The following is a 26,052-nucleotide window of genomic DNA, read 5'->3' on the forward strand; positions in this document are numbered from 1 at the left end:
GTTTCCGCATTTTGGTTGGAGACTACGTGAATCCATAAACTTGCGCAGGCTGAGCCGATGGAGCTAAGCAGGTGGTGCTCTCAGCCAGGCCGGGAGGTAAACGACTTGGCGAGGGGATCAGCTGGGGCTCCGAGAGGAGCAGAGGGGTTTCTCCCGCCCTCCCAGCACCAGCCTGTATCACCGCGGCGTTTGCACGGCGACCAAATGGACGTCTACGAGATGGCAATGATCTCGAGTTCTTGATCGCCCGCCCCCACGACATCCCCAACGGCTTTGCCCATCAAAAGCCTTGCCACCGGGGAGACGTAGGAAATCGATCCAGCCTTAGGATCCGCTTCGTCCTCTCCGACGATACGATACGTTTGCACGCGCCCATCGTTACGGCTGAAGGTCACCGTGCTGCCAAAGCCAACAATGTCGATTGAACTGGGGGCGGGAACAAGCTGAGCCGTGCGAACTCTTTCTGCAAAGTAGCGCGTATCGCGCAAGGGGCTTGCCGCTTGCCGGCGTCGTTCATTCACGTCTTCGATTGTGCTTGCGGCAACATAGGCCTCGCGAGCGAGCTGGAGCTGCGACTCCAGAGCCTTCAATCCCGCTTCCGTCACCAGGTTCGGGTGCGGTGAAACCGGACGGTCAGGCAGCAGGGTTTCCGAAGCAGTTTCGAAACTCTCTTCCTTGGTGAAGGCAACGGCCAATGTCTAACTCCGTCCAGGTGCGATGCGGTCTTGCAGCCGATGGGGCGATAGTCCCACGCTTTTCGGAACCATCCATACACCGACAACAGGCCGATCGCCAATCGTGACCGATCCGTGCCCTTCAAGGTGCGAGAGCGGGAGCGCAAGCTCCATAAATTGTATTTCTATAATATTGCTATTGTGTACTTAAAAAATACAATTTTGTTGACTCATGCCGAAACCCATGCAAACTTTCTGACATCGGCCATCAAGCGCGCCTTGGAGTGGCACCAAACTGTCCGGAGGTTCTCGATGAAAAGCAGCAAAAACAGTCTGTACGACGACCTGAAGCGCCAGATCCTGACCATGGAGCTTGATCCGGACGAGGACCTGGACGAGGCAACTCTAAGCGAGCGCTACGGGCTTTCGCGCACGCCGGTGCGGGAGATTTTTCGCCGTCTTGCGGGTGAAGGATATATCGACATCCGCGAAAACAGAGGTGCTCGGGTCATCCCGATGAACCACTCGACGCTCAGGAACTTCTTTCTCGTCGCTCCGATGATCTACGCGGCGATCGGCCGTCTGGCGGTCCAGAACTTCAAGCCCAGACAGCTTTCCGATCTTAAGGATACCCAGGAGCGCTTTCGCGCGGCAAGCCAATCCACTGACCCGCTTGCCATGGTTCTGGAGAACAATCGCTTTCACGAGATCATGGGCGAGATGTCGGGCAATGTTTACCTGCAGCCCAGCCTCGGACGGCTTCTCATCGATCACGCCCGCATCGGTCATACGTTCTTCCGGCCACGCAACGAAAACATGAACACCCGCTTGAGGCTGTCGGTCGAACATCACGACGGCTTCATTGCCGCGATCGCCGCGCATGATGAAGACGCCGTGGTCGATCTTGTTTTCGAGCATTGGGAACTCTCCCGCGAGAACATGGAGATGTTCATCGCACCTGAAGGATTGAAGGCGGACGCGCTCGTGGGAACCGTTTCCGCATCGTTGGAGAAACAGTCGTGAAATTTGAAGGCATCTACCCGCCGGCGGTTACGCCCTATGCGGCCGACGGCACTATTGACAGGCAAGCATTTGCCGACGTCCTGGAGTCCCTCGTCGAGGCCAAGGTTCATGGCATCATCGTTGGTGGATCGACCGGCGAGTATTATGCCCAGACAGCCCAGGAGCGCTTCAATCTCGCAGCCCATGCGAAGGATGTCCTTGGAAGCCGGATGCCACTGATTGTCGGCACGGGTGCGACGCGCACCGAGGACTCCGTCGCCTACGCCAAGGCAGCCAGGGAAATCGGCGCAGACGCAATCCTCGTCTCCTCTCCTCCCTATGCCATGCCGACCGATCGGGAAAATGCAGTCCACGCGCTTGCGATCGATCGGGCCGCTAATCTGCCTATCATGCTCTATAACTATCCCGCCCGCATGGGCGTTTCCATGGGCGAGGAATACTTCTCCCGCGTCGGCAAGTCGAAGAACGTCATCGCCATCAAGGAAGCCTCCGGCGATATGGCGCGCGTCCATATGCTGGCACGCGACTTCCCACATATCGGCCTGTCCTGCGGCTGGGATGACCAGGCGCTCGAATTCTTCGCCTGGGGCGCGCAAAGCTGGGTTTGCGCCGGCTCAAACTTCCTGCCGCGGGAGCACGTCGCGCTCTACGAGGCGTGCGTTCTCGAAAAGAATTTCGACAAGGGTCGCCGGATCATGTCCGCGATGCTTCCCTTCATGAACGCGCTGGATGGCGGCAAGTTCGTGCAGTCGATCAAGTTTGGTTGCGAGTTGAGCGGACTGAAGGTTGGTCCGGTCCGGGCACCGCTTCGTCCCCTCAATTCCGAAGAGAAACGCGCCTTTCAAACCGTCGTCGCCAATCTCAAGCGCACGGTTGCGCAGATCACATCGGGAGCCAACCATGCATGACGTTCTGACCGCGGGTGAATATGCAGCAATAGCGCAGACGCTCGAGCTTCCCGGAAACGCCTTTATCAACGGCGCGTTTCGTCCGGCCGCATCCGGAAGAACCTACGAGACGATCAACCCTGCCACCGGCAAAGTCCTGACCTCCGTCGCTGCCTGCGATGCCGAAGATGTCGACTATGCCGTCAGCAAGGCCAAGGAAGCCTTTGACGACGGTCGCTGGCACCTGCGTTCGCCTGGAGAACGCAAGACGGTTCTCCTCAAATTCGCAAAGCTCTTGGAGGAAAACAGCCATGAGCTGGCGGTCCTGGAGAGCCTTGATAGCGGAAAGCCGATCCGTGAATGCCAGACTGTCGACGTGCCGGACACCATCCACACGATCCGCTGGCATGCGGAACTGATCGACAAGATCTACGACAACACCGCTCCCGTCGGCGCGAACGCCTTGACGCTTGTCGTGCGCGAACCGATCGGCGTCGTCGGTTGCGTTCTGCCATGGAACTTCCCATTGCTGATGCTGGCCTGGAAGATCGGGCCCGCACTTGCCGCGGGATGCTCCGTGATCGTGAAGCCGGCCGAGCAGACCTCATTGACGACCTTGCGTGTTGCCGAACTGGCCCATGAAGCCGGCATTCCTGAGGGGGTCCTTAACATCGTCACCGGGACCGGCAAGGATGTCGGGGAGCCGATCGGTCTGCACAAGCATGTAGACATGGTCAGCTTCACCGGCTCGACGACGACCGGAAGACGGTTCCTTCGTTACGCCGCCGACAGCAACCTGAAACGCATCGTGCTGGAATGTGGCGGCAAGAACCCTGCCGTCGTCATGGACGATTGCGAAGACATCGATCTCGTCGCCGAACAGGTCGTGGCCGGTGCATTTTGGAACATGGGCGAGAGCTGCTCGGCGACCTCAAGACTCATCGTTCACGCCTCGATCAAGGATGAGTTGCTGACGCGTGTCGGCGCCTATCTGCGTGACTGGAAGATGGGAGATCCGCTCGATCCGGAAAACCGTGTCGGTTCACTGGTGAGCCCGGAGCATTTCGAGAAGGTGAAATCCTATCTCGATCACGCCGCCAAGGAGAAGCTCTCCGTGATGTTTGGCGGTCAGACTGACAAGTCGATCTTTGTGGAGCCGACGGTGATCGATGGCGTCGGTCGAGACAGTCGCCTGTTTCAGGAAGAAATCTTCGGACCGATCCTGTCGGTCACCACCTTCAGCACCCTGTCGGAAGCCATCGCACTGGCCAACGATACGCCCTACGGCCTGGCGGCATCGGTTTATACCGGCAGCCTTCGCAATGCGATCAAGCTTTCCCGCGAAATCCGCGCGGGTGTGGTGACCGTCAATTGCTTTGGCGAGGGCGACGCGACCACGCCGTTTGGCGGCTTCAAGGAGTCGGGCTTTGGCGGGCGCGACAAGTCGATCCACGCGCACGACCAGTACACCGAGCTGAAGACGATCTGGATCGATGTCTCGGATCGGTCGGTGGACGAGACGGTCAGATGACCACCAAGTCCGTTAAGCGTCTGCCGGTGGAAAACGGCATCTCGGGCTGGGAGGCGCTCAGTCAGCGTTCGTTTCCGGTCCGGAGCCTGGAAGGCGACGTGACGGCGGACTGGCTGATCATCGGCGCCGGTTTTGCAGGCCTTTCCGCCGCGCGTCGCCTGCTCGAGCTTCGCCCGGATGACAGGATCGTCATTCTGGAGGCGAGCGAAGCGGGCAAGGGCACCGCGGGCCGAAATTCGGGCTTCATGATTGATGTTCCGCACAATCTCTCCTCCGGCGAATATTCGAGTGGCGGCACGGACGCCACCCGACAGGAGATGGCTCAAAACCGCTCTGCGATCGCATTCGCCACGCAGGCGGCGGCCGAATACGGAATGTCGCGTGAGACTTTCGACCCCTCGGGCAAGATCAATGCCGCAGCAACGGCGCGGGGCATGAAGCTGAACTCGAGTTTCGGCCAGTCCCTGAAGGGCGCGGGCGAGGAGCATGCCTTCCTCGACGCGGCCGAGATGCGCGAGATCACCGGATCGGACTACTATCTCGGCGGGCTTTATACGCCGGGCGCGGTCCTGATCCAGCCGGCGGACTATATCCGCCAGTTTGCCGCCGGGCTTTTGAGCAAGGTGGATATCTTCGAGCGTTCGCCCGTCACGTCGCTCGCGCGAGAGAATGGGACCTGGACGGCTGCATCCGCGCGCGGAACGGTCACTGCGCCCAAGGTGATACTGGGCGTTAACAGCCACATAGAAGATTTCGGCCATTTCCGCGGCCGTCTGATGCACATCTTCGCCTACGCCTCGATGACCGCGCCGTTTCCGGCGGAAGACTTCGGCCGCGATGTCTCGGGGCGTGATAGATGGGCGCTGCTTCCAGCGGATGCGATGGGCGCGACGGTTCGCAAGATTAGCTCCGGCGGACAGTCGCGCATCGCGATCCGCACCAAATACACCTACGAGACGACCATCAGCGTAACGGACCGGCGCATGGCCAGGATGGCCGAAGAGCACAGGAGCTCGCTGGATGCGCGGTTTCCGGGTCTGAAGGACATACCGTTCGCACATAGCTGGGCGGGGCGGCTCTGCCTTAGCCGGAACCACGTACCCGCCTTCGGCGAGATCGACGAAGGGCTTTACTCCGCCTGCTGCGAAAACGGGCTCGGAACCGTGAAGAGCACCCTGGCCGGGATGATGGCGGCCGAACTGGCGACCGGGACCACATCCCGGCATCTCGAACAATACATGGATCACCCGCAGCCTGCGAGGCTGCCGCCGAAACCGTTCGCATGGCTCGGCATCAACTCGGTGATCCGATTGCAGGAATTGCGTGCTGGCCGCGAAGGATGACCCTTCAGCCGCGCAATGGCGAAGACCGGGCACGCCAGGTCCTCGGTAAAAATGGGAACAAAAAACTAGGAGAAAAGCCGTGAAGACATTGTGGAAAGCATTATGCGCCGCTGCGATGGTCGGAATGACCATGCTGCCGGCACACGCGGAAGAAAAGACGATCATGATGGGGACGCTGTCGTGGGAAGACCTGACGCCGATCACCGGGATTACCAAGAAGGTGCTTGAGGATGCCGGTTACACCGTCAAGGTAACCGAATTCTCCGAATGGGGCATTGCTTACGCTGCGCTCAGCAAGGGCGACATCCAGGTCCTGGCCTCACAGACCGACTATGTGGCCCAGGACTACTGGGACAAGAACAAGAACCGCCTCGAGAAGATTTCACCCGTCTCGCACGGTCTCTATCAGGGCATCGCCGTTCCAAAATACGTGCCCATCGACTCGCTCGAACAGCTCAACGAAAACGCCGACAAGTTCGGCGGCAAGATCATCGGTATCGAGCCGGGCTCTGGCCTGATGCGCGATGCCTCGAATGCAGTCAAGGACTACGGTCTCAAGCTCCAGCTTGTCGAGGGTAGCACAGCCGCCATGTCGGCAGCGCTGAAGTCGGCTTATGACCGCAAGGAATGGATCGCTGTCACGATCTGGGAACCGTCATGGATGGTCCAGAAGTACGAGGTGAAGTACCTCAAGGACCCGAAGGGCGTCTTCCCGCCGCCGCAGAGCTACTACTGGATCGGCCACAAAGGCTTCTCGGCGGACCACCCGCATGCGCGCGAAGTCATGGCCAGTGTCTACGTCCCGATCGCGGACATCACCTCCATCAACGGCGCGGTCAAGGACGGCAAGACCATGGACCAGGCCGTCAAGGACTGGACGGATAGCCACGCGGATCTCCTGAAGCGTTGGGAGAACATCAAGAAGAACTAACCGACGGATTGATCGCCCGGTCCTTCTCCGGGCGGTCAATCCCAACATCAGTCGACAAGAGAAGCCAGCTTTGAACTGGTTCCAGGGGATCGAGATGAACAAATCGGATATCGGCAACAGCGACATTTTGATCGACTGCCAGTCGATCTGGAAGATCTTCGGCGACAAGGCCGGCGCGGCCGTAAAAGCTGTGGTGGAAAAAGGGCTGACCAAGAAGCAGGTCCTTCAGGATTACAACTGCGTTGTCGGCGTCTCCAATGCCAGCCTTCAGGTCCGTCGCGGCGAGATCTTCTGCATCATGGGATTGTCCGGCAGCGGAAAATCCACGCTCATCCGGCTTCTCAACAGGCTGATCGCGCCGAGCCTTGGCAAGGTGCTCGTGAAGGGGCAAGACCTTGCCACGCTGAGCGCCGCGGACCTCCGCCGGACGAGAGCCCGTCACATCGGAATGGTGTTTCAAAGCGTAGCCCTTCTGCCGTATCGAACGGTTCTCGAGAACGCTGCCTTTGGGCTGGAGGTTCAGGGGATCGGCAAATCGGAGCGCAACAAGATAGCGGCCGAGGCGCTCGAGAAGGTGGGCCTCGCCGACTGGCTGTCTCGTTACCCGGCAGAGCTGTCAGGCGGCATGCAGCAGCGCGTGGGCCTCGCTCGTGCAATTGCCGCCAACCCGGAAATCATTCTGATGGACGAGCCCTTTAGCGCGCTCGATCCGTTGATCCGACGCCAGCTTCAGGATGAGTTTCGGCAGCTGACGAAGGAGCTGGGAAAGTCGGCGGTCTTCATCACCCACGATCTGGACGAAGCGATCCGCATCGGAGACCGGATCGCGATCATGAAGGATGGTGTCATCATCCAGGTCGGCACGGCTGAGGAGATCGTCCTCAATCCCGCAGATGATTACGTGGCGGAATTCGTCGCCGGCATATCCCGTCTCCACCTCGTCAAGGCCCACTCGGTCATGAGTTCGGTCGCTGAGTATCAACGGGTCTATCTGAATTCCGATATCGCGACGCTGACGACCACGACGCCGGAAGCGGACATCGACGAGCTGATCGGTCTCACCATGCAGTCCGATCGCGATGGCATCGCGGTGGTCGATAGCGGCTCTGTCATCGGCGTCGTCACCACCCGAAGTCTCCTGCGAGGCGTCAAAGGCACGCAACCTGACGAACTTGGCGCGGCATAATCCGTATCTCTAGTTGGAGCGTTCCGAGATGGACAGTTCAAGTTTTGCAGATGCCTTCGACACGACGACGGACGCCGCACTCGAATGGGTCAGCGACAATGGCGGGTTTGTTTTCGACTTCTTTCGAGCCCTGCTTGAGGGGTTGTACGACAGTGTCCTCTGGGCGCTGGATTTCGCGCCTTTCTACGTCATTGCAATCGTCATCGCCGCCCTGGGTTGGCGGTTGGTCAATGTGTGGTTCGGCCTGTTCGCGGCCGTGGCCCTGGTGTTCTGCGCGGCGATCGGCCTCTGGCCCGAGACCATGAGCACGCTGGCGCTTGTCATCACCGCCACATTCCTGGCGTTGCTTGTTGCAATTCCCGCTGGTGTTCTCGCAGGGTTTGTACCGGCGCTCGATCGGATACTCGAACCGGTCCTCGATCTTATCCAGACCATGCCTCCCTACATCTATCTGCTGCCAGCAATTGCCCTTCTCGGATACGGGCCTGCAACGGCGCTGGTCGCAACCGTCATTGTCGCGATGCCGCCGGCATTTCGGCTGACCTCTCTCGGTATCCGGATGACGCCGGTGGAGTTCGTGGAACTGGGTCAGGCCAGCGGCATGACCGGCCTGCAAACATTCTTCAAGATACGATTGCCGTTTGCGATGCCGAGCATCATGGCGGGAATAAACCAGAGCCTGATGATGGCGTTCGGGATGGTGGTGATAGCCGGGATCGTTGGCTCCGGCGGGCTTGGAGAAACGATCTATGGTGCAATCCGAACGCTCGATATTGCCAAATCCATCAACGCCGCGATTGCGATCGTTGTCTTGACGATGGTTCTCGATCGACTGGCGCAGGGCGCTGCGCGCGTCAGCTATGGAGGACGGATATGAATCCTTCAATTCTGGACTATTCGCCGGGAGTGTTGCTTGCGCCGACGGTCGACTGGCTCAACACCAACTTCCACCCGCTGTTCGCGACGATCAGCGCCGTGATCGAAGCCGTGTTGAATGCCATTGAAGCCGTACTGCTGTCGCTGCCGCCTTACGCGATGATCGCCTTGGTCGTCATCCTCGCCTTTTCGGTCGCCGGTTGGCGAGTTGCTCTTCTTGCCGCATTCGCCCTTGGCTTTTGTCTGGCAGCCGATCTCTGGGTGCCTTCCATGCAGACGATCTCGCTCGTTACCGTTGCCGTCCTCATCTCCGTCGTGATTGCCTTCCCGCTCGGGATCCTCGCATCGCGAAACAGGAGCATCGAGGCAATTATCCGGCCCATTCTCGATATCATGCAGACCGTACCGCCCTGGGTCTATCTGATACCGGCCGTCATGATCTTCAGCCTCGGACGGGTGCCCGCGATCATCGCGACGATCGTCTACGGTGTCCCGCCCATGCTGCGTCTGACGACGCTTGCCTTCCGTCAGGTGCCGAACGATCTGAAGGAGCTCGGCCAGGCAATCGGCGCGTCGCCGACCTCGATCCTCCTCAAGATCGAGATCCCGTCGGCCAAGCCGACGCTCGTGGTCGGTCTCAACCAATGCATCCTGCTCTCCCTGGCCATGGTCGTCCTGGCCGGCCTCGTCGGAGCGGGCGGTCTTGGCGCGGAGGTAACCAGAGGCCTGACACGCATGGAGATGGGTCTCGGGCTTCGCGCCGGGCTGTGTATCGTCGCGGTCGCTCTTCTGCTCGATCGACTTTCGCGTGGCGCGCTTCAGCGAAAGCGCGCGACACCCACATTCTAGCATCTTCGGAGTCTACCCATGCGCCGCAGTTTCTTTTGCATCGATTCACACACCTGCGGGAACCCGGTTCGCGTCGTCGCCGGCGGCGGACCGTTGCTGCCACACGTCCCAATGGCGGAGCGTCGCGAGATCTTCGTCCACGACCATGATTGGGTTCGCAAGGCGCTGATGTTCGAGCCGCGAGGCCATGACATCATGTCGGGCGCGATCATCTATCCGTCCGTTCGGGAAGATTGTGATTTTGCCGCCCTGTTCATTGAGGTTAGCGGCTGCCTTCCAATGTGCGGGGCAGGGACGATAGGCCTTGCGACCGTGGCGATAGAAGAAGGTCTGATCACGCCGAGGGTGCCGGGCAGGCTGTCGATCGAGACGCCAGCCGGGAAGGTCGACGTCGACTATCAGCTGAAGGACGGTTTCGTGGAGGCAGTCCGGCTCTTCAATGTCGCGAGCTATCTCCATAGCAAGGACGTCGTTGTCGACGTCCCCGGTTTGGGTTCGCTGTCGGTCGATATTGCCTATGGCGGGAATTTTTACGCCGTTGTCGAGCCCCAGGAAAACTGGAGCGGACTGGACGCCATGAGTGCCAGCGATATCGTCCTGCTCAGCCAGAGACTTCGCGATGCGCTCTCTGCAGTCTGCGATCCGGTTCACCCCGATGACGAACGCATCCGGGGTGTACACCACGCGATCTGGTGTGATGCGGCCGGCAACGAAAACTCGGATGGTCGTGGCGCCGTCTTCTATGGGGACAAGGCCATTGACCGATCTCCCGGCGGGACGGGAACCTCGGCGCGCATGGCACAGCTTCATGCTCGAGGCCGTCTTGGGATCGGCGATTCATTTCGCAATGAAAGCCTGATCGGAACGGTGTTCGAAGGACGCATCGAAGGTGCCGCCATCGTGGGCAATATGCCAGGCATTTTGCCGAGCATAGGCGGGTGGGCCAGGGTTATCGGCCACAATACAATCTTCGTCGACGACCGCGACCCACTCGCCCATGGTTTTCAAATTCTGTAAATGACAAGGGGATAAGGACGGAGCATCTTCCATCGAGACGGCTAAGGTCGCATGCCTGACAGTGCTGGCACTTTCGACGGCATGAAACACGAGGTTCTGAAATGAAGACGAGAGATCACGTGCAGCCTTCCGGCAATGCCGCGCAAAAGAAACGGCTGAAGATCGGATTCGTGCTCGCGAGGTCCTTCACCCTCTCGGCCTTCGCCCTGTTTGTCGATACATTGAGATTGGCAAGCGACGATCTGGATCGATCCGGCCGTGTCCTTGCCGATTGGCACGTTCTCGGCAGTACCCGGCACCTCATCACCGCAAGCTGTGGTGTGCAGGTGGCGCCGACCTCAGACTTCGTCGATCCCAGCCAGTTCCACTACATCGTCGTTGTCGGGGGATTGCTGAACCTGGAAAACCCCGTTGACCGCGAAACCGTCGAATTCCTGCGGCTGGCCGATACCAAGGGCGTGCCGCTCATCGGGTTGTGCACCGGCTCCTTCATCCTTGCGGAAGCCGGCTTGATGAAACGGCATCAGACATGCGTGAGCTGGCTGCATTATCAGGCCTTTCGCGAACGTTTTCCCGATCACGATGTCCGCTCGGATCGCATCTTCAATCTCGACCGGACGCGCGGCTCATGCGCCGGCGGCAGCAGTGCCGCCGATATGGCCGCGTCGCTCGTGCGGCGCTATATCAGCAGGGATGCGGAGCGAAACGCGCTGGAGGTGCTACAAATCGAGAAGGCACGGTCCTCGACGGACATCCAGCCCCGGCGTCCTCTCTATGAGGATTTCGAGGATACCCGCGTGAAGGCGGCGCTGATCACCATGGAGCAACATCTCGATGGGGAGCTTTCGATCGAGAAGCTTGCTGCATTGGTTGGGTTATCCCGCCGGCAGCTTGAACGGATTTTCCTGGAAAAAGCAGGCATCTCCCCCGCCAAGGCTTACAATCTCGTCCGGCTCGAGCGCGCCAGGACACTTTTGACGCAAACCAAAAGCTCGGTGATCGAGGTCGCCCTGGACGTCGGCTTCGAAAGCGCCTCGCATTTTTCGCGGTGCTGCAAGCGTATGTACGGACGGACACCAACGCAGATTCGAGCCGCCGCGGGGCAATCATGATGTCTTGGAGCCATGCGTGCGAATGCATCGCTGCCTATGTATCCTTGACCTTAAACGGGATCCGGACGGGATTTGTCGATCCCTGCTACGCAAATGAGACCTGAGACGATCCGCTTATTGCAATTCTAACGATCAAACTGTACCTCTTTCTCTCGGGATCACCCTTGAACTAGGACAACGTTGGGACTGACGATCGCGGCACGTCCCACAAGACAAACGGAGCCCCAAAAGATGGGATTTGCTGAAGCTGTTCGGACGGTTCTGAAACTAAAATACGCTACATTTTCCGGTAGGGCTTCTCGCTCGGAGTTCTGGTGGTTCCAGCTATTCTATCTGCTGGTGGCGTTGGCAATCGGATTGACCGCTGCATTGACTGGTGCCGTTTCCAATCTCGAAGATGGCCCCTCATCCTTGTTCATTGCGCTCGCAGTTATCGGCGGATTGTTTGCGCTCGCGGTATTTCTGCCGCAGCTAGCCGTTCAGGTTCGCCGTTTTCACGACCGCAACATTTCCGGTTGGTGGTATCTCGGGCTGTGTATCTTGAGCATGATTCCTTACGTCGGTTTCATCGCGGGTATTGCGATCTTTGTCATCACTGTGCTGAGGGGCACGGAGGGGCCAAACAAATTCGGCCCGGATCCGTTGCGTCCCGAAGCGAGGGCCGAGGTTTTTGCCTAGAGCATGTTGATGCGTGGCGCCGGCCTGTTGGTACTGGGCCTATTTTTAGCTGTATCGGCTCAATTCCAGCCTGTGCGGGCGCAAGGCAATAGCATTGAGCCCGTCGGAAGAATTGATCACCCCACCAGTACGGTCGGTGCTGAATATGCCTCGCAATGCCTAGGGAATGGGCTGCGCTGCACGCTCGTCTACGCCGACACGGCCAAAGCGGTTGAAACGGCGCCGACTGTAACATCGTCTCCCGAAAGGCCGTCATTTAGCCCACGAGATCCGATCGTAACCGGTCCGCTGGGCATTGTCGTGGTCCTCGTTGGGCTTGTGGCAATCATCGGCCTGTGGATGCGCTTCGGAAATGGTGGCGTATTGCTGTCGCCTGCTCCGCGCGAAATGAAGCAGCGCCAGGGAGAGACGCCAGAAAACTGGCATTCCCCCACACCTGAAGCGCAAGAGCGGCCGAACGACTTCCTGCAACGAATTGCGGCGATGGCAGACCGACGGCAGGCGCTTGTGCTGCTTCTCAGGCATTGCCTGCTTCACGCGGCGGATGTCACGGGAACGCGGCTTTTTCGTTCCGACACCGAGCGCGCGGTTCTCGGCCGCTTGCCGGCGGGAATGCCGGGGCGCGACCGTCTCGAAAATCTGCTGAACGAGGCGGAGCTCGTTCACTATGGTGGCCGCGTTCTGGCGGAAAGCCAGTTCACCGCTCTCCTCGCCACGGCACGCGGTCTCCTTTCGAGCGGTCGATTGGCCAATGCGTAAAGCCGGCCTCATATTATTTCTGGGACTGCTGCTCGGACTGGCAGCTTGGGCGCTATTCGGATCGTCGCGGGACAGCGGTTATGATCGCTCGCCTCTCGGTAACAAGGGGCTTCAGTTGTGGCTGCAAGCCAAGGGAATAGCCGTTATCCGATCCGATGTTCATGTCACACGGGCACGTTCCGAAGTCTCGCTGCGGATCCTGCCTTTGCCGGCATCTCAAGGCGATACCGCCGAAACACAGGCAGACGACGAGAAAAACAGCGATCGCTTGGAGTCCTGGATCTATCAGGCAAAGCTCTACGAGCTGCCGACGCTGATCATATTGCCAAAATGGCGCGATAGCGTGGTGAAGGATGAGGTTGCGCGGGAATCCGGGCTGCTGCCATTTGCCGATATCTATCGCGATCTGGAAAGGATCTACCGTCCGGATCTATATCTCAAGCGATCTGGGCCAGACTTTGAAGAAGCACAGCTAACCCTGATGCCGGACAAGCCTGAAAAGGTAGCCCTGTATCGGGCGCAATTGTTCGACCGTTCCAGCCTGCCAAGTCATTGCACGGAGCTTGCCGGCATGCGCTCAGGTGCCCTGCTTTTGCGTTGTGAGGACGGCGTTACCATTTACCTCTTGTCGGATCCCGACCTGTTGAACAATCATGGGCTGGCTCTGGCCAATAACGCCGCCTTCGCTGTGTCGATGATCAGGAATTTGCGCGGAGCCGATGAGACACGGCCGGTTTATCTGGATACAAATGGCCAGCTGCTCGATAGCGAGAAACCGGTTGATGAGGGCAAGACCTATGAGCGCTCCGCGACCGATCTGAAGCGATTTTTCGCCTACCCATTGTCGGTCATCTGGGGAACGATCCTGCTCGTCGTCGCGATATGTTTCTGGCGGGGAGCCTATCGCTTCGGGCCGCCTTTGGTCGAGACATCTCCCAACATTGAAATATCGAAGACGGCGGCGATCGAAGCCACGGCGAGACTGCTGCGCCTGTCGGGCAATGACGGCCGAATGACAGCGCAATTCGTACAACATCTGCTTGCGGACAAGGCGATATTGCTCTTTGGATCCGGAGCCGGAAATCAGGCGGGCATAGAGCGGATGTTTCAACGCCTGGCTCGTCGCGATCAGGTATCGGCGCATGCATTGCAATCGGCGGCTCAGGCGCTGATCGAACGAGGAGATGTCATGACGCGGTCAGATCTACATCGCAATCTCGAAACATTCAGGAAATTGCTAGGGAGCACTGAGCTTGGATCTAGGTGAATTTCGCAATCTCATCGCTACGGTTCGTGGCGAAATTGGCAAAGCGGTGCAAGGGCAGGACGCACTTATCGACCTCGTTCTCATCTCGATTTTTGCCCGTGGGCACTGCCTTGTCGAAGGCCCTCCCGGCACGGCCAAAACCCTGCTTGCCCGTGCTGTTTCCGCGGTGATGGATCTGGAATACCGCCGCATCCAGTTCACGCCCGACCTGATGCCCGGCGATGTCCTCGGCATCAACCTCTTCAATTTTCAGACCAATCAGTTCCATTTGACCAAGGGGCCGGTTTTCACCGACATCCTCCTTGCCGACGAAATCAATCGCGCGCCGCCGAAAACGCAATCCGCCCTGCTGCAGGCGATGAACGAGCGGATGATCACGATCGACGGCACCGACTATTCCCTGGGGTCGGATTTCTTTGTGCTTGCCACGCAGAATCCGATCGAGCAGCAGGGCACGTATCCCCTCCCCGAAGCACAGCTCGATCGCTTCCTTTTCAAGCTCGTCGTGGACTTTCCCGAACGCGCCACCGAAATCGCCATTCTGGCCAAGCATGCGGGGCAGGCCCTGCAAACAGATCTGCGCAATGCCGGAATTCGGCCGCTCGTCTCGAGCGCGACGCTCGCCGCAGGTCGGGCGCTGATCGATGAGATCCATCTGGACAGCGCGATTCTGGCCTATGTCGTCGACCTGGTGCGCGCCACACGCTCCGATGCCGATATTCTTCATGGCGCATCCACTCGCGCCGCCGACGCCCTTGCATCCGCGGTCAGGGTACGCGCGGCTTTTGAAGGCCGAGATTATGGGCTGCCGGACGATGTACAGGCGTTGCTGGTACCAGCACTGCGTCACCGCATCGTGCTGTCACCCACGGCGGAAATCGACGGACGGACGGCGGATGAGGTGCTCCGCAACATCAAGAACCGCGTGGATGCGCCCCGTTAAATGCGGCCATCGTCACGCCTGATCGCTCTTGCCCTGATTTTGACTGCTGTGACCGTCATCACCAGCGTGTGGTGGCCCGACATGAGCTTGCCGCTGGCCTGCGCGTGGCTGGCACTTGCGGTATTGACAGTCGGCGATCTCACACTGTCGAGCTTCTCGAGCCGGATGAGGATCGAAATCGACCTGCCACGGCAGGGCTTTGTCGGCCAGACTGTGCAGCTTACCCTCGACATATCGCCACGGAAGCGCTCACTGCCCGCCAAAATTGAAACGCGCCTCGATCTCGCTCCCGAACTTGCCGTTGGTGACAGCAGATTGGCGGTGGCCACGTCGGATGCCGAAAGGAAACACACGAAGACCTCCATCAGCCTTCGCCTGACAAAACGGGGGCAATACGCGATCCACAATCTGTGGCTAAAATGGCCGTCGCGATTGAAGCTGCTCGATATGATCGCGCGCATGCCGATCAAGAAGGAAATCACTGTCATGCCCGACATATCGCCCGTGCTGTCGGGGGCGATACAGACCCAGATACTGCCGCTCGAAGCCGGCCAGAAAGATTTGCGGCTGCGTGGCGAGGGATCGGAATTCCATCAACTGCGCGAATTTGCGACCGGCATGGATCCACGCAGCATCGATTGGAAGCGATCCGCCCGAATGCGCAGCCTGGTTGTGCGCGAGATGAGGGCTGAACGGAACCACCAGATCATATTGTGCGTCGATTCCGGACGCCTCATGGCCGAACAATTAGCCGGATTACCGAAGCTTGACCGCGCCATCAATGCGACACTCGCAATGTGCTGGGCGGCAGGGCTTGCCGGCGATCTTGTCGGGTTCTACAGCTTCGACAGCCGCCCGCGCCTGTTCGTGCCCGCCTTACCTGGACGATCCGCGTTTCCGCGCCTGCAGACGCTTTGCGCGCAACTGCGTTATGAAACTCAGGAAACCAACCATACGCTGGGGCTGACCCATCTATCCGGACGGCTGAAACGGCGTTCGCTGATTGTGATATTCTCCGACTTCGTCGACAGCATCACGGCCGAGCTGATGATCGAGAACATACAGGTCCTGGCTCGACATCATTTCATCGTCTATGTCGCGTTGCGCGATCCCATGCTAGCAAAGCTAACGGAACCAGAGGAGATGACCCTGGACACCGTTGCCCGCTCCGTGGCCGCCCGCCAGATCCTGCAGGAGAGGCGTGCCGTACTGGAAAAGCTGGCGCGCTTGGGTGTGCTTTGTCTCGACAGTACGCCCGATGCGCTGACCGCGGATCTCGTGGCGCGCTACATCGAAATTAAATCGCGCGAGATGATATGACTGAAATCGAGATCGATGACAGTATAGAGATGGGCATGACGGTAAACACCGGTGCGACGCAGAACGATACGCTTCGTTCCGCGCGGTTTCGGCTGGAGCGTGAAACGCATTGGCGTCGTCTGGACGGGCTCGTGACGCGCGCGGAAAAAGGGGGCGCCGCAGCCCTGAGCTACGATGAAATCCGGGATCTCGCCGCGGAATATAGGCAGGCGATGAATTCCCTGAGCGTCGCACGCGACATTTCTCTCGATCGCGCCTTGATCGCCTATCTCGAAAGTCTGTGCGCGCGCGCTTACCTGGTGGTCTACGCTCCGCAGGAAAGCCTTGGCGGCTTGACGACCCGTCTGTTGACACATGGCATTCCGCAGGCGGTGCGGCGATCAGCGCTGCCTCTGTTCATAGGCTTTCTGGCACTTATCCTGGGGGCAATCGTCGGATACAAGCTGTATGTTAATGACCCCAGCTGGCTCTATACGTTCGTACCTCCGGAATTGGCCGATCAGCGAACGCCGGATGCGTCGGCCGATTATCTTCGCTCTACGATCTATGGCGACGAGCACCATGGCGGTGACAAGCTGGCCGCGTTTTCGACATACCTCTTCTCCCACAACACATCGATCGTAATCCTGATCTTTACGCTTGGAATTTTCCTGTCGATACCGAGCTTCATCCTGACCTTCTATAACGGCTTGATGCTGGGCGCGTTTTTCGCGATGTTCAATCAGAAGGGGCTGGGCTACGATGTGTTCGCATGGCTCTCGATCCATGGAGTGACCGAGCTTGCGGCAATTGCCATTGCCTGCGCCGGTGGCGCAAGGCTTGGTCTGGCTGTTCTTCTTCCGGGTTCACGAAGCCGCAGAGAGGCCTTACGCCATCAGGCGCATGATGCGGTGAAACTCGCTATTCTCGCGGCGCTGATGCTTATCGCGGCGGCGTTTATCGAAGGTTTTCTTCGCCAGCTCGTCCAGGACCCCACCCTGCGCCTGGTCATTGGTTGGGGGATGGGGGCCTTTTGGGCAAGCTGGCTGCTATTGGCGGGTCGCGAAAACAAAACTCCGCGCGAGGCTCTGGGATGAACCAACATCTTCAGGGCGACAAGCGCATGGAACAATTCGTTCCGCCGGAAGGGGTGCCGATCAATTTCGCGATCGCCTCGCTCGGAACGCGTTTAGGAGCACAGTGTCTCGATTTCATCTTCACCTTTCTGCTGGTGTTGGTTTGTGCGATCGCCATCATCCTCGGCGGCTCCCTGTCTCCCGAGGCCGCGGAGACATTGATTATCCTGTTGGCGTTCCTGACACGCACTCCCTACTACATTCTTTCCGAGCTCATCTGGAATGGGCGCACGCTCGGAAAGAAGATAACCGGGATTCGCGTCGTCAACGTCAATGGGCGCCGCCTCACGCCACACCAGGTCACAGCAAGAAACCTCATGAAGGAGGTGGAGATTTTCACCCCCCTAACCCTGGTTCTTGCCGCAAGCTCGCTGTCGGCGGTGGAAATCGGTTTGACGATCGCCTGGGTTCTGGTGATCGTGATCGTCCCCCTGGCCAATCGGCGCAGACAACGGCTTGGCGACATCATGGCCGGCACTTTGGTGGTCGACAATCCGCGTTCCGTGCTGTTGTCCGACCTTGCAATAGCGGCTCCGGCAACCCTATTGTCGCAGGCAGAGTTCGATTTCCTCCCCGAGCATCTCGATGTGTATGGGAAGTACGAGTTGCAGACGCTTGAAGACGTCCTTCGCGACCCGACGAAGAATTCCAACAATGAGGAAGTCATACAGATCGTCAGAACTATTGTCCGGAAAATCGGGTATCGCGACCCCGTCAAGCCCGGCCAGCAACTGCTTTTCCTGACGGCCTTTTATCGGGCGCAACGCGAGCATCTGGAGACGTTGAGGCTTTTTGGCACGCGCCGCGAAAACAAATTCCACCAAGCTGAAAAGGAGGCCGGGAAAGCGGGGATCGAGACCTGATCACTGTGCCTGAGCCGCCCTTGCCGATTGGTCGACAGCGCTCCCCATGCTTGAGACTGCCTTCCTTATCTGCATTGCCATCAACGCCGTTCTTTCTTTGGTGCCCTTGGCTTTTGAAACACCAAGAGCCCGCTGGTTCAATGGTGGATTGCGCCGAAGCGCATCTGCTGTGGGAGGTTGGCGCCATTGGGCGCGGACAATCTGGCGCCAACGACCGGATGAGATCGCTCACACGTCGTCTGCAAACAACGGCGTTTGCCGGCCATGGGAGACGAAGCTGCGGAAATCCTTGACAGCCTCAGTGGTCGCGAGCGAGCAGAAGGGACCACGGCTCACCTCGATGCCGTTGAGCTTGCGCAGGCGCACGTCCATTTCGGCGCTCTTCAAGACCACCGCCGCCGTATTGACCACGGGTGCATGCAACACCTTGAAGCCATATTCGCCGCCGACCAACAGGCCGGGCAGGATGCCGGCCGGCACCACGACATCGGCACCATCTCGCACCAGCGGTTCGGCGCAAGCGGTGAAGGCTGCGAGCATGCGCTTGCGCGCCTCGTCATCGCCGGCAAAAGCGGCGCTGAAATCGGACGGCACGCAATTCATGCCGGCCACATGTTTGACCCGGCCGCCCAGTCCGTAGAGATCGGCCTGTTCGTAGTGCCAGGTCTGAAAGACGTCATCGAGGGTGACGAGCGCCATGCGCCGGCCGAAGCGCGCGGCATAGTGCATCGAGACCTCGCCCGCACCGATCACCGGGATGGCCAGCGCCGACTTGAGTTCGTAAAGGCCCGGATCCTGGAAGTGGCCGAGAACCACCGCATCATAGCCGCGCTTTTCAGCCTCCAGCCCGTTGTCGATCGCGATTGCCGCGCAACGGAATTCCGCCAACCGGCCGAAATGCCGGTCCGGCGGGCTGATGCCGAAAACCTCGACCGTCGTGCCGGGTTCGGCGATGCCGTTCAGATAGTCCGAAAGCTTCTGCATGTAAGCGGCGCTGGCCGTGGCGTCGATGAAGCTTTGCCAGAATATGCGCATTGTTCCCTCATCCTGTTCGTTGTCGCGCGTCGTTTTGCTCTCGTCAAAACGGGAATTTAAGGCTTTAATCGTAGCCATATCCACTCTGGAGAGCCAAATGAATTCGCCTGCAGCACCCGAAAATCCACTCGAAGAGACGGCAACCGAGGTGTCGGAAGCCGCGCTCACCGAATTCGAATGGTCGCTGTGGCGGATTTCCGCGGCCTTCGTACGCTGGCAGTCGGAATGTGCCAGCGAACTTGCCGGATCGAGCCTCAGCGGTCTCGACACCGCCGTCCTCCATACGATCCGCTACCGCAACAAGCCCAAGGGCCTTGCCGAAATCACCCGTCTGCTCGGCCGCGACGACACCGCCAACATTCAATATGCGATCAAGAAACTGCAGACCCTGCAACTGATCGAGCGGGTCAAGGGCCGGTCGCGCAAGGATACGCTCTACGTAACCACGCGAAAAGGAAGCAAGCTGACGCAGGACTACCGCACCCTGCGCCGGCATTTGCTGATCTCGCTCATCCAGAAAATGGACCACGCAGAAAAAGGGCTCGGCGACGCCACCGAGATGCTCGAGCTTTTGACGAGCTTCTACGACACCGCCGCCCGGCGCGTGGCGATCGGCCCTCATCCCGTCGAGCGCGACTGAACCAAAGCCAGCACGCGCAGCGGGCTTCCCGATCCACCCTCGATCTTCAGCGGTGCGGCAAGGATCATCGCGCCGGTTGCCGGCAACTGGTCGAGATTAGCGAGGCATTGCAGCCCGTAGCGGCCGGCGCCATGCAGATAGTGATGTGCCGGATAGGGCGGGGAGAAATGGCCCGCCTGCCCAGCATCGGTGCCGATGGTCTCGGTGCCGAAGCCGAGAATGTCGCGCTCGGTCACCAGCCATTGCATGACCTCCGCATTCGGCCCCGGCGTGTGTGCGCCATCGGCGAGAAGATTGGCATAGGCTGCACCCTTGCGCTTCGACCAATCGGTGCGAAGCAATAGCCAAGAGCGCAGCGGAATTCGGCCATGCTGCTCTTCCCACGCCGTCACATCGGCAATCGTCAGCAGGAAATCGGCATCCTCAGTGCTTTCACGCGAGCAATCGATGACGCAGGCCCGCCCAATCATGTCCGCCGGCGGCAGCGTATCGACCGAATTGAGCGGCAGATCGCGGCCCGTATACCAGTGGATGGGCGCATCGAAATGCGTGCCGGTATGTTCGCCGAAAGAGAGGTTGTTCCAGTACCAGGCCGGCCCGCCGGCATCGTAACGGGAAATGCGCTCCATGCGGAAGGGCGCGGACTGGCCAAGCTCCGGCGGCATGACAATGACGGGAAAGTCCGGCGAAAGCGTATGGGTGAGGTCCACGATATGGACACCACCGGTGGCAAGCGAGCCTGCCAGAGTTTCAAGAATATTCGCGCTCATTGTCCGGCCTCCCGTTCGACGGCCTTCGGATTGTCGAGAAGCCGCGCATGCAGATCCCTGGCGACGTCACCGACATAAATATCCTCAAGCCCACGCTTCAGCCCGTCGACAACGGCATCGGCCAGCGCCTGAGGGGCAACCTTCGGCGGCGGCACAGTCTGGAACCACTCGGTGTCGAGCGGCCCGGCAAAGGCATTGATCACCCGCACGCCTCCGGGACGAAGCTGTGTGCGCAGCCATTGCGAGAGCGACAGGCAGGCGGCATGAGCGGCCGAATGCACACCGAATTGCGGGTCGCTGCTAAGTGCATGCACCGATAGGATATTGACCCAGGCAGCAGCGCCCGCAACGCCATCCGCACCACGCGCCCGCATCACTGGCCCGAAGGATTGGGCAAGGCGCATCAGGCCCATGACCGTATGATCCATGGTGTCGCGCACGGTGTTGGCCGCGCCCGCATCGAAAAGCTGGGCAGGTCGCACATGGTCGGCGGTATTGATAAGGAGTTCGACCTTGGCGCCGATATCGGCGGCCAGATCCCGCACCGACTTCTCGCTGGTGAGATCGAGATCGACGATCTCGACACCGTCGATCTCCTCGAGCTTTTTCTCTTCATCGAAAGGCTTCCAGCGGTCGGCGATGCCGACATAGATCGTGGCCGCACCCGCTTTTTTCAGCGCGGCGACCAGGGCCTGCACCGCCGGGCTGCGACCGTCGGTGATCAGCACGCGCCGATGCTTCGGGTCGGCTGTCATTTCACGCCATTGAGGATCGTCTTCCATATGCGGCGTCTCCAAAACGGGTTTGGCGAAGAAAACGGCCTGGCCGCTTTTGTCGAGTTGCAGCGACAGCGTCACCCGGCTGCCGGCGCCGGCACAGTCACCATGCAGATGCGTGACCATGCTCGGCCCGCAATCGAGCTGAACGAGCCCCACCCGCCACGGCATATGCTCGCGAAAATAGGGATCGCTGGTGACCTCGACCGAAGTCTCGGAAAGCAGCGTGCCACCCGCCGGCGCATCGATGAAGGGAAGCGCTGCCGACAGGCAGCGGGGGCAGGCGTCGCGTGGCGGATAGGTGTATGTTCCGCATTCGGCACAGCATTGCAGCATGAAGCGGCCGGTGGCGGCAGCAAGCGTTAGCCCCTGGGCCTTTCGGCTGCGCGCCGATGGCGGCAGCAAGGGCACTTTGGTGCGGGAAAGCGGGTTCTTGCGTGGTGGTTTTGCGAGCGGACGGGTCATGCCGATTGCCTCGCCAGGATCGCTGCCGCCGATGCCAGGCCACGATCGTAATTGATCATGCCGAAGCCGGATACGAGACCGATTTTTGCGTCCACCACCTGTGTGCCGCCCGCCAGGCCCAAAAGCTGGCGCATGGCCTCGACGATGCCGAGATGGCCGCCGGCAGCACCCGCCTGCCCGACCGAGAGCTGCCCACCCGAAGTATTGTGCGGAAAGGAACCATCCGTCGTGAACGTGTGCTGGCGCACGAAATCCGGTCCCTCGCCCTTGTCGCAAAAGCCAAGATCTTCGAACTGCATCATGGAGATCACCGGATAATCGTCATAGGTCTGCACGAAATCCATATCATCGGGAGTCAACCCGGCCATGCCGTAGAGCTCGTCGCGATCCATCACCCAGCCACCGCGCGTCTGCACGGCGTCATCGGGGAAAGCATTGTGGCGCTCGATCGCCGACAGCAGCCGTACGAAAGGAAGGCGAAGCGACACGGCAGTTTCCTCACGCATCACTAAGAAAGCCTCAGCGCCGGCGCAGGGCATGACGCAATCAAAGAGATGAAACGGCTCGGCAATCGGCCGCGCCGACATATACTGTTCCAAAGTCAACGGCTTCTTCATCAGCGCATGCGGATAGCGCAGCGCATTGTCGCGTTGCGCGACGCAGAGCTTGCCGAAATCCTCGCGCGTTGCGCCGTAGCGATCCATGTAGGCACGGGCGATCAGTGCGAAACTGGCATTGGGTCCACCGGCGCCATAGGGATAGGAGGTGTCCTGTGCAAACCGGGAGAAATTGGCGAGCGTCTTGCGAAACGTATCGACCTGATTGGTATCGGCCGCGACACAGGCGACGATATCCGCGTCACCCGCCTGCACGGCGCGCGCCGCGCGCCGGATCGAGACGATGCCGGCTGCACCGCCCATCGGCACATGATCCAGCCAGCGCGGCATGAGCCCGAAATGTTGCGTCAGCGCAATCGCCGTATCCGGCGCCATAGTGAAGCTCGAGACGGCAAAGCCGTCGAACTCCTGATGGCTGATGCCTGCACCATCGGCAAGCGCCCGTAACGCCCGACCAATCCACCAATGCGCGCTCTCGATCGAATAACGCTCGTAGGGCACCGTCACCGGCACCGCCAGAACCACGTCGTCATAGGATTTGCGGACGCGCGAAGCCGTCATCCGGCCACCGTCAGCACGACATCGACATTACCGCGCGTCGCGTTGGAATAGGGGCAGCGCTCATGCGCGCCGGCCACGATCTCTTCCACCAGAGCCCTATCGATGCCCGGAAGCGAAGCGGTGAGCTCGACGGCGAGCGCATAGCCGACCGGCACCGGGCCGATGCCGACCTTGGCGGTCACGGATGTATCGTCGGCAAGCGCGATTTTCCGGGTGCGCGCGACCAGTTTCACCGCGCCAAGGAAGCAGGCGGCATAGCCGGCGGCAAACAATTGCTCTGGGTTGGTGCCCTCCCCGCCCGGTCCGCCAAGTCCCTTCGGCACGGAAAGATCGACGGCAAAGCTGCCATCTGCGCTTTGTGCCTTGCCGTCCCGTCCGCCGAAAGCGGTGACGGCGGTTTCATAGAGGATCTTCTCCGGGGTCATGTGATCTCCTTAGAAAGGATTTTAGCTTTTATTTATTGTATAACAGACATGCTCATCATTCGGAAGGCTCTGCTTCAGCCACCCCTACGGATCGCCGCCTTCAGCTTGCGCAGGTCGATTGCCGAACCATCCGCGACCGCCTTCCCCGCCATGGTCTTGATCTCGCCGCGCTGGAGCTTCTGGGTGGAGCTGACAGGCAGCTTTTCGGTAAAGACCACGTAGCCGGGCAGCTTGTGATAGGCGATGTATGCGCCACAAGCCTCGATGATGTGCGAGGCGCGCGCTATCGGATCGTCGCCAGTTGCAGCCTCGCTCTCGACGATGAAGGCGAAAACCTCCTCGCCGCGCAGATCGTCCGGCACCGGTGTCACCGCCGATGCCTTGACGCCGGGGAACTTGGCAAGCGCTGCCTCGACTTCCAGCACGGCAATATTCTCGCCGCTGCGACGCACGATGCTTTTCTTGCGATCGAAGAAGTAGAGCAGTCCCTTCTCGTCGGCATAGACGACATCGCCGGTGTGGAACCAGCCGCCTTCCCAGGCCTCCTCTGTCGCTTTCTCATCGTTGAGATAGCCGCTGAAGAAGCCGTCTCGCGGGTTGTCGCCTAGAGCCCGCACCAGAAGTTCGCCCGGCGTGCCCAATGCGACCGCGTGGCCGGCATCGTCGACGATCCTGTATTCCATACCGACACGCGGCCGGCCGATGCAGCGCAGTCCCGGCGTATAGTCGTCGGCCGCCGTCGTGGTGACAGCCCGCCCGCCGGTCTCGGTCATGGCCCATGCCTCAACGATCGGAATGCGATAGCGCGCCTCGAATTCGACCTTGTGCCGGGCATCCACGCCGGGGCCGAGCGCAAATTTGACCTTGTGCGCGCGTTCAGCCTCGACAGGCGGCATCTGCAGCAGGATGGCTGGTATCACGCCAAGGCAATGAATGATGGTCGCACCGGAATCGGCGATCGAGGTCCACCAGCTCTTCGAATGGAAGCGATCCAGCGGCACGATCGCACCGCCTCTCATGATCATGCCGACCGCCGTGCAGCCGAGCGCATTCATATGGAACATCGGCAGCGGCGTGAGCGCGATCTCGCTGCCTTCCGCCATGTCAGCGACGCCGCCCTGGGTGGTGTACCATTCGGCAAGGCGGATGAAATAGATGTTGGAGAGCATGCAGCCCTTGGGCTTGCCGGTGCTGCCGGAGGTGAAAAGCAGGGCGCACTCCGCGTCCGGGCCGCCCGACCAGGCCTCCAGTGCGACAGGTGACGGCGGAATGTCGTCGTTCGTCCCGATCACCGTGACCTTGCCGGGATTGATGTCGGCAAGGTCGGCCAGCCGCTCGGCAATCGCAATCAGCAGCGGCGCCTCGGCCATGTCGAGCTGGAAGAGAAGTTCGTCGCGCCGCAGATCCGGATTGATCGGCACGATCGATGCGCCGATGGCATTCAACGCCAGCCAGAAGGTGAAGAATTCCGGCCGGTTTTCCAGAAGCAGGGCGACCCGCGAGCCGAGACCATAGCCGGCGGCCGCAAACCTCGCACTGAGCGCGGCGACATCGGCATGTACCTCGCCATAGCTGTGGCGGAATCCTTGCGGCGCGTAAGGAAGGCCGGCGCTTACCGGCGCGACCAACAGCGGCGCTTCGGGATTCGCGCGCGCCCGGTCTTCAAACAATAGATAGGGAGAATGTGTCATCTTGTCCTTCAGTCGCGCTCGAGAAGACCTTTGATCAGGAACATCTCCGCCTCATGGATCGTGCCGAATTGGATCCATTCCGCGTCGGTCTGGGTTTGCAGCCGCCAGGTTAGCAGCGTAACGACGCATGCGTCCGGCCCCATCTTCAACAGGTCGCCCGGAATGACGCGGGACATGTTGCGGAACTGCATGGCCTCCTTCGACCCACCGACCTCGTAGTCCACCTGCAGACGCGCCCGGTCCACATCGAGGCGGACATAGGTCTCCTTGCCGGAAAAAATCGATGTGCCGCAGAAGAGGCCCGGCTCGACCTCTCTCCGGTCGAAGCTGCCCCATGCCCAGCGCCCTTGCTTCAGCCCATCCGACATCAATTCGAATGCGATCGCGGCGGGGCGCTCCACCATGATGCTGCTGGAATGGCAATGCGGGTCTAGCATCAACGTCCCCTCTTCGGATTTTACCGGAGCAATAGGTTCAATTCGCTCAAACAACATTTTAAGCATAAAATAACTTGAAAGAGCGTCAATGTTTTTTTCGATCTGGACCGGATCGGACGCATGCCAGCGCCGGGGAAGAAGCAACACCTCGCGCTAGTCTTCGCCTGAAACGTCCAATTTCCTAGCTTTTCGCCCAGCATGTCCTTCGCCGGGCCAAATTCGAGCGATCAATAAATTTTAGGCTTGAAGTAATTTTTAGCC

Annotated in this window: 26 protein-coding genes; 18 read left to right on the plus strand and 8 right to left on the minus strand. The window is 59.9% G+C overall.

The window, feature by feature from the left end:
* Positions 1–212: 212 nt before the first annotated feature.
* Positions 213–695: a transcription elongation factor GreA gene (gene greA / locus AB6803_RS17150; RefSeq protein WP_371110016.1), complete on the minus strand. Its 483-nt coding sequence runs from the start codon at positions 693–695 to the stop codon at positions 213–215.
* A 291-nt stretch (positions 696–986) separates the two neighbouring features.
* Between greA and AB6803_RS17155 the strand changes: the two genes are divergently transcribed.
* The 17 genes from AB6803_RS17155 to AB6803_RS17235 all read left to right on the plus strand — a co-directional run bounded on the left by AB6803_RS17155 (position 987) and on the right by AB6803_RS17235 (position 18,374).
* Entirely contained in the window at positions 987–1,697 is a 711-nt protein-coding gene (locus AB6803_RS17155; protein ID WP_371110251.1) for a GntR family transcriptional regulator, read from the plus strand.
* The gene (locus tag AB6803_RS17160; protein WP_371110017.1) at positions 1,694–2,605 is read left to right on the plus strand and encodes a dihydrodipicolinate synthase family protein; all 912 of its coding nucleotides are present in this window, start codon (positions 1,694–1,696) and stop codon (positions 2,603–2,605) included. The genes AB6803_RS17155 and AB6803_RS17160 overlap by 4 nt, the downstream gene beginning before the upstream one ends.
* Positions 2,598–4,115 (plus strand): aldehyde dehydrogenase, encoded by a 1,518-nt coding sequence (locus AB6803_RS17165; RefSeq protein ID WP_371110018.1) that lies wholly within the window; start codon positions 2,598–2,600, stop codon positions 4,113–4,115. The genes AB6803_RS17160 and AB6803_RS17165 overlap by 8 nt, the downstream gene beginning before the upstream one ends.
* The gene (locus AB6803_RS17170; protein ID WP_371110019.1) at positions 4,112–5,458 is read left to right on the plus strand and encodes an NAD(P)/FAD-dependent oxidoreductase; all 1,347 of its coding nucleotides are present in this window, start codon (positions 4,112–4,114) and stop codon (positions 5,456–5,458) included. The genes AB6803_RS17165 and AB6803_RS17170 overlap by 4 nt, the downstream gene beginning before the upstream one ends.
* Positions 5,459–5,537: 79 nt before the next feature.
* Positions 5,538–6,389: a glycine betaine ABC transporter substrate-binding protein gene (locus AB6803_RS17175; protein ID WP_371110020.1), complete on the plus strand. Its 852-nt coding sequence runs from the start codon at positions 5,538–5,540 to the stop codon at positions 6,387–6,389.
* 94 nt (positions 6,390–6,483) lie between these two features.
* The gene (locus AB6803_RS17180) at positions 6,484–7,575 is read left to right on the plus strand and encodes a glycine betaine/L-proline ABC transporter ATP-binding protein (protein WP_371110021.1); all 1,092 of its coding nucleotides are present in this window, start codon (positions 6,484–6,486) and stop codon (positions 7,573–7,575) included.
* A gap of 28 nt (positions 7,576–7,603) precedes the next feature.
* The gene (locus tag AB6803_RS17185) at positions 7,604–8,452 is read left to right on the plus strand and encodes an ABC transporter permease (protein ID WP_371110022.1); all 849 of its coding nucleotides are present in this window, start codon (positions 7,604–7,606) and stop codon (positions 8,450–8,452) included.
* Entirely contained in the window at positions 8,449–9,300 is an 852-nt protein-coding gene (locus AB6803_RS17190) for an ABC transporter permease (RefSeq protein ID WP_371110023.1), read from the plus strand. The genes AB6803_RS17185 and AB6803_RS17190 overlap by 4 nt, the downstream gene beginning before the upstream one ends.
* Before the next feature lie 18 nt (positions 9,301–9,318).
* A complete protein-coding gene (locus tag AB6803_RS17195; protein WP_371110024.1) occupies positions 9,319–10,317 on the plus strand; it encodes a 4-hydroxyproline epimerase in 999 nt (332 codons plus the stop codon).
* A gap of 101 nt (positions 10,318–10,418) precedes the next feature.
* Positions 10,419–11,429, plus strand: coding sequence for a GlxA family transcriptional regulator (locus tag AB6803_RS17200; RefSeq protein ID WP_371110025.1), 1,011 nt, complete (start codon positions 10,419–10,421; stop codon positions 11,427–11,429).
* 231 nt (positions 11,430–11,660) lie between these two features.
* Entirely contained in the window at positions 11,661–12,107 is a 447-nt protein-coding gene (locus tag AB6803_RS17205; protein ID WP_371110026.1) for a DUF805 domain-containing protein, read from the plus strand.
* A gap of 3 nt (positions 12,108–12,110) precedes the next feature.
* Positions 12,111–12,866, plus strand: coding sequence for a hypothetical protein (locus AB6803_RS17210; protein WP_371110027.1), 756 nt, complete (start codon positions 12,111–12,113; stop codon positions 12,864–12,866).
* Complete coding sequence (locus AB6803_RS17215; protein ID WP_371110028.1) at positions 12,859–14,133, plus strand: hypothetical protein; 1,275 nt, start codon at positions 12,859–12,861, stop codon at positions 14,131–14,133. Before AB6803_RS17210 ends, AB6803_RS17215 begins: the two co-directional genes overlap by 8 nt.
* The gene (locus AB6803_RS17220) at positions 14,120–15,076 is read left to right on the plus strand and encodes an AAA family ATPase (protein ID WP_371110029.1); all 957 of its coding nucleotides are present in this window, start codon (positions 14,120–14,122) and stop codon (positions 15,074–15,076) included. Before AB6803_RS17215 ends, AB6803_RS17220 begins: the two co-directional genes overlap by 14 nt.
* Positions 15,077–16,396, plus strand: a complete 1,320-nt coding sequence (locus AB6803_RS17225; protein WP_371110030.1) for a DUF58 domain-containing protein — start codon at positions 15,077–15,079, stop codon at positions 16,394–16,396.
* Positions 16,393–17,472: a stage II sporulation protein M gene (locus AB6803_RS17230; protein ID WP_371110031.1), complete on the plus strand. Its 1,080-nt coding sequence runs from the start codon at positions 16,393–16,395 to the stop codon at positions 17,470–17,472. The genes AB6803_RS17225 and AB6803_RS17230 overlap by 4 nt, the downstream gene beginning before the upstream one ends.
* The gene (locus AB6803_RS17235; protein ID WP_371110252.1) at positions 17,469–18,374 is read left to right on the plus strand and encodes an RDD family protein; all 906 of its coding nucleotides are present in this window, start codon (positions 17,469–17,471) and stop codon (positions 18,372–18,374) included. The genes AB6803_RS17230 and AB6803_RS17235 overlap by 4 nt, the downstream gene beginning before the upstream one ends.
* Before the next feature lie 228 nt (positions 18,375–18,602).
* Here AB6803_RS17235 and AB6803_RS17240 read toward each other — a convergent pair whose 3' ends face one another.
* On the minus strand, positions 18,603–19,409 hold the full coding sequence (locus tag AB6803_RS17240; protein ID WP_371110032.1) for an aspartate/glutamate racemase family protein: 807 nt from the start codon (positions 19,407–19,409) through the stop codon (positions 18,603–18,605).
* Positions 19,410–19,506: 97 nt separating this feature from the next.
* On the opposite strand from AB6803_RS17240, the gene AB6803_RS17245 reads away from it, so the two are divergent.
* On the plus strand, positions 19,507–20,049 hold the full coding sequence (locus AB6803_RS17245; RefSeq protein ID WP_371110033.1) for a winged helix DNA-binding protein: 543 nt from the start codon (positions 19,507–19,509) through the stop codon (positions 20,047–20,049).
* On the opposite strand, the gene AB6803_RS17250 is transcribed toward AB6803_RS17245, so the two are convergent.
* The 6 genes from AB6803_RS17250 to AB6803_RS17275 form a co-directional block, all read right to left on the minus strand.
* Complete coding sequence (locus AB6803_RS17250) at positions 20,028–20,819, minus strand: cyclase family protein (protein ID WP_371110034.1); 792 nt, start codon at positions 20,817–20,819, stop codon at positions 20,028–20,030. The two genes, AB6803_RS17245 and AB6803_RS17250, sit on opposite strands and share 22 nt — an antisense overlap.
* A complete protein-coding gene (locus AB6803_RS17255) occupies positions 20,816–22,060 on the minus strand; it encodes an SDR family NAD(P)-dependent oxidoreductase (RefSeq protein WP_371110035.1) in 1,245 nt (414 codons plus the stop codon). The genes AB6803_RS17250 and AB6803_RS17255 overlap by 4 nt, the downstream gene beginning before the upstream one ends.
* The gene (locus tag AB6803_RS17260; RefSeq protein WP_371110036.1) at positions 22,057–23,238 is read right to left on the minus strand and encodes a thiolase family protein; all 1,182 of its coding nucleotides are present in this window, start codon (positions 23,236–23,238) and stop codon (positions 22,057–22,059) included. Before AB6803_RS17260 ends, AB6803_RS17255 begins: the two co-directional genes overlap by 4 nt.
* Positions 23,235–23,663, minus strand: a complete 429-nt coding sequence (locus tag AB6803_RS17265; RefSeq protein ID WP_371110037.1) for an organic hydroperoxide resistance protein — start codon at positions 23,661–23,663, stop codon at positions 23,235–23,237. Before AB6803_RS17265 ends, AB6803_RS17260 begins: the two co-directional genes overlap by 4 nt.
* Positions 23,664–23,737: 74 nt before the next feature.
* Positions 23,738–25,354: an AMP-binding protein gene (locus tag AB6803_RS17270; RefSeq protein ID WP_371110038.1), complete on the minus strand. Its 1,617-nt coding sequence runs from the start codon at positions 25,352–25,354 to the stop codon at positions 23,738–23,740.
* 8 nt (positions 25,355–25,362) lie between these two features.
* Complete coding sequence (locus AB6803_RS17275) at positions 25,363–25,791, minus strand: hypothetical protein (RefSeq protein ID WP_371110039.1); 429 nt, start codon at positions 25,789–25,791, stop codon at positions 25,363–25,365.
* Between the last annotated feature and the right edge of the window lie 261 nt (positions 25,792–26,052).

This window comes from Rhizobium sp. RCC_161_2, from assembly GCF_041355235.1.
GTDB lineage: Bacteria > Pseudomonadota > Alphaproteobacteria > Rhizobiales > Rhizobiaceae > Rhizobium.